Source organism: Pelagibacterium flavum (assembly GCF_025854335.1).
Taxonomy (GTDB): Bacteria; Pseudomonadota; Alphaproteobacteria; order Rhizobiales; family Devosiaceae; genus Pelagibacterium; species Pelagibacterium flavum.
Genome location: NZ_CP107716.1, coordinates 675001 through 689737 on the forward strand (window position 1 = coordinate 675001; position 14737 = coordinate 689737).

At 57.5% G+C, this 14737-nt stretch carries 15 protein-coding genes and 2 rRNA genes (1 of these 17 cut by a window edge); 5 read left to right on the forward strand and 12 right to left on the reverse strand.

Annotation, left to right across the window (positions count from 1 at the left end; genetic code table 11):
* Both OF122_RS03445 and rrf read left to right on the forward strand, forming a co-directional pair.
* A 23S ribosomal RNA gene (locus OF122_RS03445) occupies positions 1-1055 on the forward strand; it begins 1675 nt to the left of the window's first position.
* A gap of 84 nt (positions 1056-1139) precedes the next feature.
* Positions 1140-1255: ribosomal RNA gene (rrf, locus tag OF122_RS03450) — 5S ribosomal RNA — on the forward strand.
* A gap of 223 nt (positions 1256-1478) precedes the next feature.
* Here rrf and OF122_RS03455 read toward each other — a convergent pair.
* The 3 genes from OF122_RS03455 to OF122_RS03465 all read right to left on the reverse strand — a co-directional run bounded on the left by OF122_RS03455 (position 1479) and on the right by OF122_RS03465 (position 3903).
* The gene (locus OF122_RS03455) at positions 1479-2498 is read right to left on the reverse strand and encodes an MFS transporter (protein ID WP_264226450.1); all 1020 of its coding nucleotides are present in this window, start codon (positions 2496-2498) and stop codon (positions 1479-1481) included.
* A 7-nt stretch (positions 2499-2505) separates the two neighbouring features.
* Positions 2506-3635 (reverse strand): IS3 family transposase gene (locus OF122_RS03460; protein WP_264224916.1). Its coding sequence is split into 2 segments (ribosomal slippage): positions 2506-3392 and positions 3392-3635, totalling 1131 coding nucleotides; the frame shifts between segments, so codons are not numbered across the junction.
* 52 nt (positions 3636-3687) lie between these two features.
* Positions 3688-3903 (reverse strand): hypothetical protein, encoded by a 216-nt coding sequence (locus OF122_RS03465; protein WP_264226451.1) that lies wholly within the window; start codon positions 3901-3903, stop codon positions 3688-3690.
* Positions 3904-4031: 128 nt separating this feature from the next.
* Between OF122_RS03465 and OF122_RS03470 the strand changes: the two genes are divergently transcribed.
* From OF122_RS03470 to OF122_RS03480, 3 genes are all read left to right on the forward strand, one after another.
* The gene (locus OF122_RS03470; RefSeq protein ID WP_264226452.1) at positions 4032-4652 is read left to right on the forward strand and encodes a flavin reductase family protein; all 621 of its coding nucleotides are present in this window, start codon (positions 4032-4034) and stop codon (positions 4650-4652) included.
* 110 nt (positions 4653-4762) lie between these two features.
* A complete protein-coding gene (locus OF122_RS03475; protein WP_264226453.1) occupies positions 4763-5659 on the forward strand; it encodes an alpha/beta hydrolase in 897 nt (298 codons plus the stop codon).
* Positions 5660-5774: 115 nt separating this feature from the next.
* A complete protein-coding gene (locus OF122_RS03480) occupies positions 5775-6617 on the forward strand; it encodes an alpha/beta hydrolase (protein ID WP_264226454.1) in 843 nt (280 codons plus the stop codon).
* Here the strand turns inward: OF122_RS03480 and OF122_RS03485 are convergent.
* The 9 genes from OF122_RS03485 to OF122_RS03525 all read right to left on the reverse strand — a co-directional run bounded on the left by OF122_RS03485 (position 6614) and on the right by OF122_RS03525 (position 14619).
* Complete coding sequence (locus tag OF122_RS03485; protein WP_264226455.1) at positions 6614-7780, reverse strand: pyridoxal phosphate-dependent aminotransferase; 1167 nt, start codon at positions 7778-7780, stop codon at positions 6614-6616. The genes OF122_RS03480 and OF122_RS03485 overlap by 4 nt on opposite strands.
* Before the next feature lie 14 nt (positions 7781-7794).
* A complete protein-coding gene (locus tag OF122_RS03490) occupies positions 7795-8595 on the reverse strand; it encodes an ABC transporter permease subunit (RefSeq protein WP_264226456.1) in 801 nt (266 codons plus the stop codon).
* Positions 8592-9548, reverse strand: a complete 957-nt coding sequence (locus OF122_RS03495) for an ABC transporter permease subunit (RefSeq protein WP_264226457.1) — start codon at positions 9546-9548, stop codon at positions 8592-8594. Before OF122_RS03495 ends, OF122_RS03490 begins: the two co-directional genes overlap by 4 nt.
* Positions 9545-10687 (reverse strand): ABC transporter ATP-binding protein, encoded by a 1143-nt coding sequence (locus tag OF122_RS03500; protein WP_264226458.1) that lies wholly within the window; start codon positions 10685-10687, stop codon positions 9545-9547. The genes OF122_RS03495 and OF122_RS03500 overlap by 4 nt, the downstream gene beginning before the upstream one ends.
* Positions 10688-10762: 75 nt before the next feature.
* Entirely contained in the window at positions 10763-11854 is a 1092-nt protein-coding gene (locus OF122_RS03505; RefSeq protein WP_264226459.1) for a polyamine ABC transporter substrate-binding protein, read from the reverse strand.
* Positions 11855-12264: 410 nt separating this feature from the next.
* On the reverse strand, positions 12265-12750 hold the full coding sequence (bfr, locus tag OF122_RS03510; protein ID WP_264226460.1) for a bacterioferritin: 486 nt from the start codon (positions 12748-12750) through the stop codon (positions 12265-12267).
* A 381-nt stretch (positions 12751-13131) separates the two neighbouring features.
* A complete protein-coding gene (locus OF122_RS03515; RefSeq protein WP_264226461.1) occupies positions 13132-13353 on the reverse strand; it encodes a hypothetical protein in 222 nt (73 codons plus the stop codon).
* Positions 13354-13397: 44 nt separating this feature from the next.
* Positions 13398-13904 carry a lysozyme inhibitor LprI family protein gene (locus OF122_RS03520; RefSeq protein ID WP_264226462.1) on the reverse strand — a complete coding sequence of 169 codons (507 nt, stop codon included), beginning with the start codon at positions 13902-13904 and terminating at the stop codon, positions 13398-13400.
* Between the two features lie 40 nt (positions 13905-13944).
* On the reverse strand, positions 13945-14619 hold the full coding sequence (locus tag OF122_RS03525; protein WP_264227591.1) for a DUF599 domain-containing protein: 675 nt from the start codon (positions 14617-14619) through the stop codon (positions 13945-13947).
* Positions 14620-14737: the final 118 nt, after the last annotated feature.

A 14737-nucleotide genomic window follows, 5' to 3' on the forward strand; every position in this document is an offset into this window, starting at 1 on the left:
GGTCTGACGCCTGCCCGGTGCCGGAAGGTTAAAAGGAGAGGTGCAAGCCTTGAATTGAAGCCCCGGTAAACGGCGGCCGTAACTATAACGGTCCTAAGGTAGCGAAATTCCTTGTCGGGTAAGTTCCGACCTGCACGAATGGCGTAACGACTTCCCCACTGTCTCCAGCATCGACTCAGCGAAATTGAATTCCCCGTGAAGATGCGGGGTTCCTGCGGTCAGACGGAAAGACCCCGTGCACCTTTACTATAGCTTCACGCTGGCATTCGTGTCGGCATGTGCAGAATAGGTGGTAGGCTTTGAAGCGGGAACGCCAGTTCTCGTGGAGCCGCAATGTGAGATACCACCCTTATCGTCATGGATGTCTAACCGCGGTATAACAGTACCCGGGACAGCGTGTGGTGGGTAGTTTGACTGGGGCGGTCGCCTCCCAAAGAGTAACGGAGGCGCGCGATGGTGGGCTCAGACCGGTCGGAAATCGGTCGTTGAGTGCAATGGCATAAGCCTGCCTGACTGCGAGACTGACAAGTCGAGCAGAGACGAAAGTCGGTCATAGTGATCCGGTGGTCCCGCGTGGAAGGGCCATCGCTCAACGGATAAAAGGTACGCCGGGGATAACAGGCTGATGATGCCCAAGAGTCCTTATCGACGGCATCGTTTGGCACCTCGATGTCGGCTCATCACATCCTGGGGCTGGAGCAGGTCCCAAGGGTACGGCTGTTCGCCGTTTAAAGTGGTACGTGAGCTGGGTTTAGAACGTCGTGAGACAGTTCGGTCCCTATCTGCCGTGGGTGTTGGAATATTGAGAGGAGCTGTCCCTAGTACGAGAGGACCGGGATGGACGAACCTCTGGTGGACCTGTTGTGGCGCCAGCCGCAGTGCAGGGTAGCTAAGTTCGGACGGGATAACTGCTGAAAGCATCTAAGCAGGAAGCCTCCCTCAAAACCAGTATTCCCTATCAGAGCCGTGGAAGACCACCACGTTGATAGGCTGGGTGTGGAAGCGCAGCAATGTGTGAAGCTTACCAGTACTAATAGCTCGATCGGCTTGATCGTTCTCATTTACCTATAATCGCAGCACCAGGTGCTGAAGATCATCAAAAGACCAGTTCACGAAATACAACAGACAGGTTTGTTTGATCTGGTGGCTATGGCGAAGTGCCCAGAACCCGATCCCATTCCGAACTCGACCGTTAAACACTTCAGCGCCAATGGTACTGTGTCTTAAGGCACGGGAGAGTAGGTCGCCGCCAGATCTAACAAGCCTGTCAAAACCCTTCTCAATACAAAACAACAAAAGCCCCCGAAGCAGAAATGCTCCGGGGGCTTCTTGCGTTCAAAAAACCAAACGCACCACAAACAAAAAACCAGACGCACACCAGAAAAGGACCAGTGAAAAAGAAAGCAAAACACGCCCAAAAACGCAGAGAGCCGTCAGGGGGAAGTGCGCATCCCAAGGTGCGCTCCGGTTGCCCGACATCAAGCTGTTCGAGATGAAAAGCCGTTGGCAAGCAAAAACAACAACGAAACAATCACGGCAAGCAGGGCCATAACGACCCAGAGCACGAAGCCACCAAACCAGTAGAGCAGCCCGCCACCGACGAGCGGTGCGAGCGCAAAGCCGAAGACGCTGAATGAAAAGGCGCCAAAATAACTGCCCTTCATTTCAGGCACGGCCAGGCGGTCGATGATGATGCTCATTGTGGGAAACAGGATGGCCTCGCCAAGGCTGAGAACGACCATGGCGGCGAGCAGTGCATAGGGCGGATCGACCGGCGTTAGCGCAAAGCCAAGAAATCCTGCGGCGAACAAGGCGACACCGATCATGGCACGCAGGAACGGGGATATTCCGGCCGTCAGCTTGAGCAGTGGAAACTGAAAGATGACGATGGTGGTCGCGTTGGTCCCGATCAGAAACGCGTACAGAGTGGCGATATCGACGACGGACTGCTGTTGAAGATACTGCACGAGACCCGCGTCGATCTGGCCGTAGGCAACTGAAGCGAGCAGCCCGGCAATAACAAAGAGCACAAATGCGCTGTCTCGCCGCAAAACGTTTATGACGTCACCGAGCGTGAAATTGCCGGCCATCGCCGATCCCTTTAGCGGGCGCTCGATATTGAATACCACTGCCGCTGCGGCGAGATAGGCCGCATAGATCGCGCCGACCAGCAAAAATGTCGTCTGTTGACCTGTCAGGCCCGCGGCCGCACCGAGCATCGGCCCAAGGGCGGCGCCGACATTGAGTGCGAAATAGCGTACGTGCAGAGCCATATCCTTGACCTCGCGGTCCTCGACCATGTCTGTCATCAGCGCGCGACCGGGGTCTTCGACCATGGGGCGTGCGAATGCCTGCAGCAGTGTGCCGGCAAACAGCAGAGCGAGGCTGTCGGCGGTGCCCAGAATAATCATTGCGAGGACTGAAAGAGCCAGACCGACGGACATTATTTTCCTGCGGCCGAGCTTGTCGGAGTGAATAGCCCCGAGTTTCGTGGACACCCTCGGGTTAGTTTTCCTGCTGTCGTTCGAACTCGACGGGTGACAGCATCCCGTTCCGGACGTGCTTTCGTTTTGGGTTGTAGAACATTTCGATGTAGTCGAACACGTCCTGCCTTGCCTCTTGGCGTGTTCGATAGGTTCTGCGCCGTATCCGCTCACGCTTGAGCAGATTGAAGAAGCTTTCTGCCACAGCGTTGTCGTGGCAATTCCCCCGTCGGCTCATTGAATGCTCAAGATTGTGATGCTTGAGAAATGCTGCCCAGTCCATGCTGGTGAACTGGGAACCCTGGTCGGAATGAATCAGGACCTTGTTCTTGGGCTTTCGACGCCACACTGCCATGAGCAAAGCCTGCAACACGACGTCGGTTGTCTGGCGGCTGTGCATTGACCAGCCGATGACACGACGTGAGAACAGGTCGATGACAACGGCCAGATAGGCAAAGCCTTCCTGGGTTCTGATGTAGGTGATGTCGGTCACCCACGCCCTGTCTGGAGCCTCCACATCGAACTGGCGGGCCAAGGTATTGTCGACCACGATCGAGGGCCTGCCGCCATAGGAGCCGGGCCGTCGCTTGTAGCCGATCTGCGCCTTGATCCCGGCAAGCCTCGCAAGACGAGCAATGCGGTTGGCACAACTGGTCTCTCCCTGATCGAGAAGGTCGTCATGGAGCTTGCGGTAGCCATAGACCCTGCCGCTTTCCTTCCAGGCATTGCTGATGAGCTCCGTCTGACGTGCATCTTCCAACGCCCGCTTGCTCAGCGGATTCTTCAGCCACGCGTAGAAACCGCTGGGTCGGATGCGCAGGCAACGGCACATTGCCCGAACCGTGAACTGCTGGCGATGCTCGGCAATGAACGCGTATCTCACTTTGCATCCTTGGCGAAATACGCGGTGGCTTTTTTTAAGATGTCGCGCTCCTCGGTGACGCGCGCCAGTTCCTTCTTCAGTCGCCGGATCTCTGCTGTTTGATCCACATCGTCCGATCCCGAGGGCTTAGAGAACTTCTTTTTCCAAGCATAGAGCGAATGCGGGCTCACGCCGAGACGCTTCGAAACCTCCGCAACGGGGTATCCCCGCTCGGTAATCTGCGCGACCGCATCACGCTTGAACTCATCACTGAAATTGCCAGACCGCATCATGGCCTCCTTGCCTCAAATTTAGGGAAGAAGGCGTCCAGAAATCTAGGGGCTATTCAGAGAGATACCCGACATAGAAGCCGAAAATGACGCCAGCAGCAGTGGCCAGAGCCAGAAAGAGACCGACTTCAAATTCATTGAGACCGAACTTCCGATACAGAAGGATGGCCAGAAAGGGCCAGATCATGAACAGCGCGAACCGGCCCGCAAATGTCGAGAGGATCACAAGCCAAATTGTAAGATTGAACTGGCGAATTGCGGCGAGCATGTCTGTCGGCCCTTGTTCACTCCGACGAATCGCGCCGGCACGTGCGAGCGGCACGTTAGTGCTGTTGGCAATGGCGGCAAACCCGATTAATGCGGGTAGCAAAGGCGCCATCAGACGAGGTTAGAACCATGCCACGCTTCCACTCCTACGATCCGGCGCAGGGCCATGGGCTGCCCCATGATCCGATCAAGGCAATCATAGCGCCGCGACCGATCGGCTGGGTGTCTTCAATCGATAAGGAAGGTCGCGCTAACCTCGCGCCCTACAGTTTCTTCAACATGTTCTGCTCGGCGCCCCCGATCCTGATTTTCGGGAGTGAGGGACGCAAGGATTCCGTGAACAACATCGAAGCGACGGGTGAGTTTGTCTATAATCTGGCCACCCGGCGCCAAGCCGAGGCGATGAACATAAGCTCGGGTACTTTTGCTCCGGATGTCGACGAGTTCGAAGAAGCCGGGCTGGAAAAGCTAACCTCGAATGTCGTGGAGCCACCGCGGGTTGACGGCGCGCCGGCAAGCTTTGAATGCAAGCTGCTCGAAATCAAGCCGCTCGTGGATCTGGATGGAAACCGGCTGGCGCCCGAACTTGTGATCGGGCAGGTGGTGCGGGTCCATATCGACGCCGATTACCTCACCGATGGACTCTTTGATATTGAAAAGGCAGGGACAATTGCCCGGTGCGGCTATCGTGGCGACTATGTGGAGGTAACGTCGGTCTTTGAGATGATGCGCCCGGTGGTTGGACGGTAAGACTTCATTAAGCGCTGTGGCTAAGCTTGCCCCCATCCTGTCCAAAATTGGTCGTGATCGTGCGGCAGGACAGGAAATCGATACAGTTTCTCCAAATCATCACGGCTGCAATGAAAGTTTCACGTCGCCATTTTATGGGCACTGCTGGTGCGTTTGCGCTGGCCGGAGGCCTGTTTCCTAGCGCAGCGCAGGCCGTTTCCCTCATGGATCCGTTCAATCTGCCCACGGCGGTCGATGGCGGCGTCATGAAAATGGGGGATGGTATCGCCTATGCTGGCGGACCGCGTGGCAAGCTCGATGTCTATGTGCAACAGAACCCCAAGGGCAACGCGCCGGTCGTGATGTTCATCTATGGCGGCGGCTGGAGTCGGGGAGAGCGCTGGGAATATGATTTCGTAGGGCGCGCACTTGCATCGCGGGGTTTTGTTACGGTCATTGCCGATTACCGGTTGGTACCGGAGGTCACCTATCCCGCCTTCCTCTATGACATTGCGGTTGCGGCCAAATGGGTCGAGGACAACATCACCACTTTCGGGGGCAATCCCGACAAGCTGTTTCTGGCCGGCCATTCGGCCGGGGCCTACAATGCAGTGATGCTAGGTCTCGACCCCACCTTTCTGCGTGAGGCGGGATCGACGCTCAAGGTTCGCGGCATTGCCGGGCTTGCGGGGCCCTATGATTTCTATCCGTTTGAATTCAACGAAGTGCGCGAGGCATTCGGCTATGCGCCCAACCCTGAGGGCACACAGCCGGTTCGGCTTGTGACGCCATCGGCGCCGCCAATGTTTCTGGCAGCGGGAAATCTCGATCTGATCGTCAAGACCGATAACACGACGGCATTGGCCGCCAAATTGCGCGAAAACAACGTGCCGGTTGATGAGCGCTATTACGACGGGATTGGGCATATGGAGATCGTTACGGCTCTGGGCGCGATGCTGCGCTGGCGCGCGCCGGTTCTTGATGACGTTGTGAACTTTTTCGCCAGCCTGGGTGCGCTTGACGCTTGAGGGCATCGAACCGTTTTGGAGCCAGAACGCATGAAACCATGTGCCCCCTTCAAACGTAACAAGAGGCATGGGTCTTAAAACGCGTGCCCTTGTATGGGCGGGAGTACTTATTTTGGTGGCAATTTCGGGACTTTTCGGAATTGCTAATGCGTTTTCGCCCGTCGGCATTTTCAACGCACTGGTGCCCAAGGATGGCGGCGTTACAGTCGAGCGCAATATGCCGTTCGGTGTTCACCCGCGGCAAAAGCTCGACATCTATCGGCCTGCCAATGATGAAACCGGGCTTCCGGTCATCTATTTCAGCTATGGCGGCGGTTGGGAAGCCGGTGACAAGCAAGAGTACGGCTTTGTCGGTCGGGCTCTGGCAGCACGCGGATATGTGACGGTCATTGCCGACTATCGGTTGGTGCCTGAGGTCGTGTTTCCCGATTTCATCGCCGACAACGGGTTGGCCGTCCAATGGATCGCCGACGCCATTGGAAGCTATGGTGGGGATCCGGGCCGAATGGTTCTCATGGGGCATTCGGCGGGAGCCTACAATGTCATGATGTTGGCACTCGATCCCGAGTTCGGGGTCGATGTTTCAAATGTCAGGGCCATAGTGGGCCTGTCGGGGCCGTATGACTTCTACCCGTTCGACGTCTCGCAATCCCAGAATGCGTTCGGCGATTTTCCGCAGCCCGAGCAGACCCAGCCGGTCAATCTCGTGTCGGGAGGCCTGCCACCGGTGCTTCTGGGCCATGGAGACAAGGACGAGACGGTTTTTCTGCGCAATTCGGTGGCATTGGCCGAAAAGATGACCGAGAACGGGGTCGACGTTTCGCTCAAAGTCTATGAAGGGGGCAATCACGCCGATACGCTCGTGTCATTGGCGATGCCGCTCCGCTGGCGATATGGGGTACTTGAGGACGTGCTGGCGTTTCTCGACGACCACACAGTCTCGATCCGGATTCGCTAGCGTTTAAGAAAGCGCTCCAGGCGCTCAAGTCCAACAGCGATTTTTTCGGGCTTTGCGGCAAAGCACCAGCGCAACCATCCTTCCCCTTCAGGTCCGAAGGCGCTACCAGGCGCCAGGCCCAGCCCGTAGTCGGCGACAAGGGCTTTGGCGGTTGCCATATCGTCCCGCTCACCGTCGATGCGGAAAAAAGCGTACATGGCGCCACCGGCATCGGGAATGTCGATGCGGCCCATTTGTGACAGGCCATCCAGCAGAGTGTAGCGAGACGCTGCCAGGCCGGACTTGAGCGCGGCGATGGTTTCCTCGCCCCTTGGATCAGTCAGCGCAGCCAGACCGCCCTTCTGGATGAACGATGGGGCACAGGAGGTGTTGTACTCAATGACTTTCGGCACGTCGGGCATTATTGCCTGAGGAAGGGTCAGCCAACCCAATCGCCAGCCGGTCATGCGCCAGGACTTGGAAAAGGAATTGACGCGAATGATACGGTCTTGAGGTTCGGCATGTCGGAGCATGGAGGGGGCGGCATTGCTGCCATCAAAAACAAGTCGTTCGTAAACCTCGTCGGTCAGAACCCAGATGCCGTGCCTGCGGCAATGCTCAAGGATCGCCTTTTGCGTTTCCTCATCGAGAGTGAACCCGGTGGGGTTGTTGGGGGCGTTGACGATCACCATTCGTGTTTCGGGGGTGATCGTGTCGAGCAATCGGTCGAGGTCCAGCGACCATTTGCCATCGACAACGCTCAAGGGAAAGCGAACGATGTCGGCTCCCAAAAGCCGTGGTGCTTCGGCGATGTTTGGCCAGATGGGGGTGATGACAACCACCCTGTCTCCAGGCGAGACGATGAGCTGGTTTGCAATCATCAGGGCCGAGACACCCGAACCGGTGATGGCGATCCGCTCGAGACTGGACGCTATGCCTTGCAGCTTGCTTTCATAAGAAGCAACGGCCTCGCGTAGTTGCGGTAGGCCAAGATTGTGGACATAGAAGGTTTCACCCTCGGCCAATGCCTTTTGGGCTGCTTCGCGGATGAAGGGTGGCGTTACTTCATCTCCCTCGCCGAACCAGAATGCGGCGATGTCGGTTCGGCCCATGCCGGCATTGGCGATGTCGCGGATGCGCGAGGACGAGAGGGCCGAAACCTGAGGCCGAGCAGTGGCAGACATAAGAGGACTTTCGCTCAAGCATTGGACTGACGGCGAGCACCGATAATGGTGGCGGCGACAACACCGATGGCAACGATTGCGATGATGATGGTGGCGAGCGCGTTGACGTCTGGCGAAACGCCGAGGCGGATTTTCGAGAAGATCACCATGGGCAGCGTGGACGACCCCGGCCCTGAAACAAAGCTCGCGATCACCAAATCGTCCAGAGAGAGCGTGAAAGCCAGAAGCCAGCCCGCAATAAGCGCCGGGGCGATGATGGGCAAGGTAATATCGAAGAACACTCGCAAGGGCGTTGCGCCCAGGTCCATCGCCGCTTCATCGAGCGAGCGGTCCATATCCACGAGGCGCGAGCGGACGACGACGGTGACATAGGCCATGCAGAAGGTGGAGTGGGCGATAGTAATTGTCGTAAAGCCGCGACCGCCGGGCCAGCCGATCAGCGCTTCCATGGACACAAACAGCAAGAGGGACGAAAGGCCGGTGATCACTTCGGGCATGACAAGAGGCGCCGAGACCATGCCGGTCAGCGCCGTCTTGCCGCGGAACGTTCCGATCCGGGTGAGAGCGATACCGGCCAGCGTGCCGAGCACTGTGGCAATGGTGGCGCTGACAGCGGCAATCTGCAGGCTCAAGAGCCCAGCGGCCACCACCTGCGAGTCATTGAACAGCGATGCGTACCAACGCAGGGAAAATCCGGTCCACACCGTGACCAACCGGCTTTCGTTGAACGAGAACACAACAAGCGAGACGATCGGCGCATAGAGGAACACAAATCCGATGATCGCTATGATGATGGTGAAATATCCGCGCCTCATGCCTCTTTCTCCACAACGGCGTTTTGCGCACGGCTGAGGAGCATGATCGGGACCACGAGGATCACCAGCATAACGATGGCGACGGCCGAAGCGACCGGCCAATCTCGATTGGCAAAGAACTCGTCCCAAAGCACGCGTCCGATCATCAACGTATCGGCACCACCCAGCAGCGAGGGGATGACGAATTCACCGATGGCGGGGATAAAGACCAGCATTGAGCCGGCAATGACGCCGGGCATCGAAAGTGGAAGCGTTATGGTCAGGAATGTCATGAAGGGCCGCGCACCGAGATCGGCAGAGGCTTCGATAAGGCTCTGATCGAGTTTGACCAGCGCAGTGTAGATCGGGAGGATCATGAAGGGCAGGTAGGTATAGACGATACCCACAAACACAGCCCCTTCGGTCTGAAGCATGGTAATCGGCTCATCGGTGATGCCGAGCCCGATCAGAGCGTTGTTGATGATGCCGTTGCGGCCCAGAAATCCCATCCACGCATAGACCCGCAAAAGAAATGACGTCCAGAAGGGAAGGATGACGAGCATGAGCAGCAGGTTGCGGTATTTGTCGTCGGACCGCGCAATGAACCACGCCATGGGGTAGGCGAGGACCAACGAGATGACCGTCGAGATCGCCGCGATGCGAACCGAATTGATGTAGGCGTTGGCGTACAGCGCGTCCTGCAGGATGAACAGGAAGTTCGAAAAATGCAGCGTGATGGACAGGGATTCGTCGGCACCCCAGATGAACATGGGCAGATAGGGCGGCTGGCCCAGCGCAAAAGCGCTGAGAGCGATCTTGAAGACGACGAGCAACGGGATCAGGAAGAATATCGCCAGCCATAGGGAGGGGCCCAGAATTACCGCGCTGCGTCCGGAAATCCCCAGCCGGCGCAGACCGTTGGTGATGAATGTCCACGCCCTGCGCCGGGGAGATGTGAGACCGCCCGTGCTCATGAGGTCAGCACCGCCCCGGCATCGGGCTCCCAGGAGATGAAGACCTTTTCGTCCCAGCTGATGGATTCCGGATCATAGCGTGAGACATTGGTCTGCGAGACATGGATGCGCTTGCCGCTGTCGAGCACGATGCGGAAGACGCTCATGTCACCGAGATAAGCCACGTCCTCAACCAGCCCATGGGTGACGTTGGCATCACCATCGGGGCGTTCGCGCGACAGCACCATCTTTTCTGGTCGGATGGCGTACCAGAGGGTCTGTTCGGGCGCGCAATCGACACCGTGAGAGACATAGATATCGCAACCGGCCTCGACCGAGGCATCGATACGGATGTGATCGTCCTCGTCTTCTGTGACCACCCCTTCGAACATGTTAACTGATCCGACGAACCCGGCAACGAAGCGGGAGTTTGGGAACTCGTAGATCTCCTGTGGTTCACCGATCTGGGCGATCTTGCCGTCGTTCATCACCCCGATGCGGGTCGAAAGTGTCATGGCTTCTTCCTGATCGTGGGTCACCACGATGAAGGTAACGCCAAGGCTCTCCTGGATCTTGACCAGTTCGTACTGGGTTTCTTCGCGCAGCTTCTTGTCAAGCGCGCCGAGGGGCTCGTCAAGGAGGAGCAGCTTGGGGCGCTTGGCCAGTGAGCGCGCCAGAGCGACGCGCTGGCGCTGGCCGCCCGAAAGCTGGTGCGGCTTGCGTTTGGCGAAGGGCTCGAGACGGGTGAGCTTTAAAAGCTCTGCGACACGGTCAGAAATGTCGGACCGCGCCATCCCCTCACGCTTGAGGCCGTAGGCGATGTTGTTTTCAACACTCATATGCGGAAAGAGCGCATAGGACTGGAACATCATGTTGATGGGGCGCTGATAAGGAGGGACATTGGCCATGTCCTGACCGTCGATCTCGATGGAGCCCGTGGTGATCGATTCGAACCCGGCCAGCATGCGCAAAAGTGTCGACTTGCCCGAGCCCGATCCTCCGAGCAGGCAGAAGAGTTCACCCTTGTAGATGTCGAGAGACACATCGTCGACGGCGTAAACGTCGCCGAATGTCTTTGTGACGTTGCGAATGCGCACAAACGGTTTGGCGCCCGCATCACGCCAGGGGCGCGCATCGGCGGCGATCTGAGGCTTTTTCAAAAGAGGATTTCCCCATCCCCGAACAACGGAATTGGCAGGGCACCACAATGTGCCCTGCCATGCAAGTTTGGTCGCTCAGACCCCGGTCTTGATCCGAGTCCAGGCGCGGGTCAAAAGCCGGTCATATGACGGTGAGCGGGCCTTGAGCGGGAAGAGATTGGCCATCACTTCGTCAGTCGGATAGATCGCCGGATCCCCAAGAACTTCGGGGTCGACGAGTTCGTCGGCGGCCGCATTGGGGTTGGCGTACCAGACATAGTTGGTGATGTCGGCAGCGATCTGGGGCTCGAGGATGAAGTTGATGAAGGCGTGAGCCGCTTCAGGGTTCGGCGCATCGGCGGGAATGGCCATCATATCGAACCAGATCGAGGCGCCCTCTTCGGGAATAACGTAGGCAATCTCAATGCCTTGGTCGGCCTCGGCGGCACGATCGGCGGCGATGAAAATGTCACCGGAATACCCCACGGCCAGACAGATTTCACCATTGGCGAGATCGGAGATGTACTGGGAGGAGTGGAAGGAGCGGATATAGGGACGGATCGAGCCGATCAGCTGCTCGGCTGCTTCGAGATCCTCAGGGGCTTCGGAGTTGGGATCAAGGCCGAGATAGTTGAGCGCGGCGGCGACCATTTCGACCGGGGCGTCCAGGATCGAGATGCCGCAATCGGCAAGCTGGGCGGCGATTTCGGGGTCAAAGAGCAGGTCCCAGCTTTGAAGCGGGCCGTCTTCGCCCAGACGTTCGGTGATCGCGCCGATGTTGTAGCCAATGCCGGTTGTACCCCACATGTAGGGGACCGAGTATTGAGCGCCGGGATCGTGGGCATCGACGATGGCCATGATGGCGGGGTCGAGGTTTTCGAGGTTCGGGATCTTGGACTTGTCGAGCGTCTGGAATAGGCCTATCGGAATCTGGCGCTCAAGGAAAAAGCCTGACGGAACAACAACATCGTAGCCCGATGAGCCGGCCAGCAGGCGGGCTTCGACGATCTCATTGGAGTCGAAGACGTCGTAATTGGTGGCGATGCCTGTCTCGGCGGTGAACTTTTCGAGCGTGTCTTCGGCGATGTAGTCGGACCAGTTGTAGATATTGACAGTCTGGTCCTGTGCAACGGCCGAGGTGGCCAGCAGGGAGGCGGTAACACTGAGGAAAATCAATGGCTTGTGCATAGTGACGGAGGTCCCCTTCCGATAAGAAAAAGAGATGGTGACAATGTCGTGCGACTGCTCCGGAGTTACCTCTTGGCGGCGTCAACCACACGGCACTCCCTTCGCCGCTTCACCAATCGAGTACGAGGATCAAACCCCGCGCGCGGACCCGACCGCTAGGCATAAAAAGGTCAATTTCCGCATTACAGGCAAGCGCGATCCCTGAAAAGCGAAATTATCGGCAATGGACGCCTCAAGCGCCAAAATCTTTCCATGCCGGCACCACGAGGTCAACATGGCGGCAAAAGCGGTGGACCAAGGCGAACGGGACCACAAGATTGCGAAACATTGACACCTTGATGACATGGCATGAAAACGCCCCCGCGACGCATGTGGTCGCAGGGGCTGAAATCGTGCACTGAAACTTTGCTCTAGTCGGCTTCGTTGGCTGGCTTGGCGTTGAGCTGGCCGTATTTTTCCACGCCGATCTTGTCGAGGAGGTCGAGTTCGGTTTCGAGGAAGTCGGTGTGGCCTTCCTCATCGGTCAGCAACTCTTCGAACAGGCGCTGGGTGACGTAGTCGCCGAGGTCGTTACAGATCTTGCGGCTCTCGCGGTAAGACGCGATGGCGTCGAGTTCGCCGGCCAGATCGACCTCGAGCACTTCCTTGATGTTCTGGCCGATGCGCAAGGGTGCGACGCGCTGAAGATTGGGATGGCCCTCAAGGAAGATGATGCGATCGATGAGCTTGTCGGCGTGATGCATCTCTTCGATGGATTCGGCCCGCTCCTTTTCCGCGAGGCGTTTGAAGCCCCAATCGTCGAGCAGGCGATAGTGAACCCAATACTGGTTTATGGCCCCCAGTTCGAGAAAGAGCGCTTCGTTAAGCCGCTCGATGATCTTTGCGTCGCCTTTCACTTTCACCTCCTTGGCGCGTGGACTTGCGCAGGGTTTTCATTCTGGACCTAACGTCTACCAGATTGGCGGCGTTCCCGGCCAGTTTGAGGTGATAAGTTTCGGTGACCTTGCCGATAATGTCCACAATGTTTGGCACGCAACCGCAACATTGTCCGCGCTTGCCCAACTCGCGATAGATGTGGGCAGGCACGACAAGCTGCCAAGGATCCTCGTCGAGAATGTCGACGACGATGTCCTCGATGTCAGTTGTCGATATCAGGTTGCACTGGCAAACAAGCATGGCTAACGCAATGTGAGGGCTACACTCAGGTTTGCCCTATACATACGATCCCAAAGGTGATTGTCAACGTCAGCTTTCGTCGCAGGCGTGCAGAACGGTGTTCACTCCCCTGTGTCGTCCGGCGCCTTTGGTGCTTCAGGCTTGCTCTTGTTCCAGGCGATAAAGAAAATATAGACAGCATAAGCGGCCAACCCGCCAAAGATCAGCGCCCAGCCGAAATTGCCGTGATAGATGTCAACGGCGGCGATAATCGCAGGAATGACAACCACCAGGACGCGGCGCCACATGGGGCGAAACCAGGGGTGGTCGGCGTCGTTGTTCATAGTGATCTCCTAACTGTCCACACAACTTGGCGGACATTTATGCTTTATCCCTCGGGGTTGAGGTAATTTGAAAGCGTTTCGGCGCGCCGGGCGGTTTCATCGAGCATGCAGCTTGCGTGAGCAATGGAGCGCATGGAGCCGTTGCCCCACATGCCATACTCGAAACCGCAGCTTTGATCGCGATAGGTAATCCAGGTCCTCTGGGCTTGTTGAAGCGTGGAGAACAGATCGGTTTCGAGGGTTTGCTGGAGCCTTGTGTAATTGGCGTTGAGTTGGCTGTCCCACCAGGCGGTTTCTCGCGCCATGCACTCGACCATGCCAATTGTTGTATAGCCATCCTCCTCAGTGTCCATGCACACATTGGAAGCGGCACCAACGCATTGGGTCTGCCTGCGGACCTCCTGCGGGTTCTCGGCGGCGCGTTTGGGATCGGAAAGTTCGGCAATGCAGCCGGTCATCAGATCGGCGTCGGCGGTGGTGAAAGTCGTCGCATCCTGCGCGGTGGCGGGCAGGGCGATCAACAAGATGGCGGCAATGGCCAGCGGTTTCATAGGGCGTTTCCTTTTGTCGTCGGTTCGGCCGTTGCGGTTTTCAGTGCGGCGTGATGCGGGCGACGAGCCAACGGGCGTTGGAAAAATATTCGCGATGGAGCAAGAGGCCGATCGTTCCGATGGTGACAATAATGGCCAGCCAGCTTGAAACGAACCACGCCACCATGGGAATGGCGAAGTAATAGGACCGGATGCCCGAATTGAAGCGCTGGGCAGCCATGGCGTTGATCCGCGCTATGGTTCTTATTTCTTCGGGCGGAGCGGGCTTGGCGTGATCGAGCGCGCCGATAAGGATGCAGAAGTGGTTGAACTGGCGCAGTGACAGGGTGAACGCAAGAAACGCGTAAACGAACAAGAACAGCAAGACGACATTGTGGAGCTGCAGATCGACCTCGGAATAGGCGGGACCGAAGGTGATGGATGATAGCGCGGGCAAGAATTCCTGCAACTGCCCGATGACTGTAAAGAGCGCGAGGATCAACAGCGCGGTAGTCGACGCAAAAAACGAGACCGAGCTCATAATATTGCCCGACAGGATTGCATCGAGCGGTGTATCGCGGCGCGATGCCTGGGTGACCCAGTTGAACCGCTGCTCGTTCATCAATGCCGACAGCGAAGGGCGGCTGCGGTCCAGCAATCTGGACGCTAGGCCGTAGGAATAGAGCGCCAAAAGCGGAAGCATGGACGCGAAAAGCGCAAAGCCGTTTATCTGCACCAAATCATCACTCCCATGCCTTTTGGTCAGACGATAACCGCTGCGTTGCGTCGTGGCGACAGCAAATCATCGCAAGGGGAATCAGGATTTGAGCCGTGCGGGTGGAAAGGTGTATGGG

Bases quoted from the DNA above. Each gene is read 5' to 3' on its own strand.
- OF122_RS03505 (WP_264226459.1), bottom strand. From the start codon at position 11,854: ATGCACAAGCCATTGATTTTCCTCAGTGTTACCGCCTCCCTGCTGGCC.
- OF122_RS03485 (WP_264226455.1), bottom strand. From the start codon at position 7,780: ATGTCTGCCACTGCTCGGCCTCAGGTTTCGGCCCTCTCGTCCTCGCGC.
- OF122_RS03520 (WP_264226462.1), bottom strand. From the start codon at position 13,904: ATGAAACCGCTGGCCATTGCCGCCATCTTGTTGATCGCCCTGCCCGCC.
- OF122_RS03515 (WP_264226461.1), bottom strand. From the start codon at position 13,353: ATGAACAACGACGCCGACCACCCCTGGTTTCGCCCCATGTGGCGCCGC.
- OF122_RS03475 (WP_264226453.1), top strand. From the start codon at position 4,763: ATGAAAGTTTCACGTCGCCATTTTATGGGCACTGCTGGTGCGTTTGCG.
- OF122_RS03495 (WP_264226457.1), bottom strand. From the start codon at position 9,548: ATGAGCACGGGCGGTCTCACATCTCCCCGGCGCAGGGCGTGGACATTC.
- OF122_RS03490 (WP_264226456.1), bottom strand. From the start codon at position 8,595: ATGAGGCGCGGATATTTCACCATCATCATAGCGATCATCGGATTTGTG.
- OF122_RS03465 (WP_264226451.1), bottom strand. From the start codon at position 3,903: ATGCTCGCCGCAATTCGCCAGTTCAATCTTACAATTTGGCTTGTGATC.
- OF122_RS03470 (WP_264226452.1), top strand. From the start codon at position 4,032: ATGCCACGCTTCCACTCCTACGATCCGGCGCAGGGCCATGGGCTGCCC.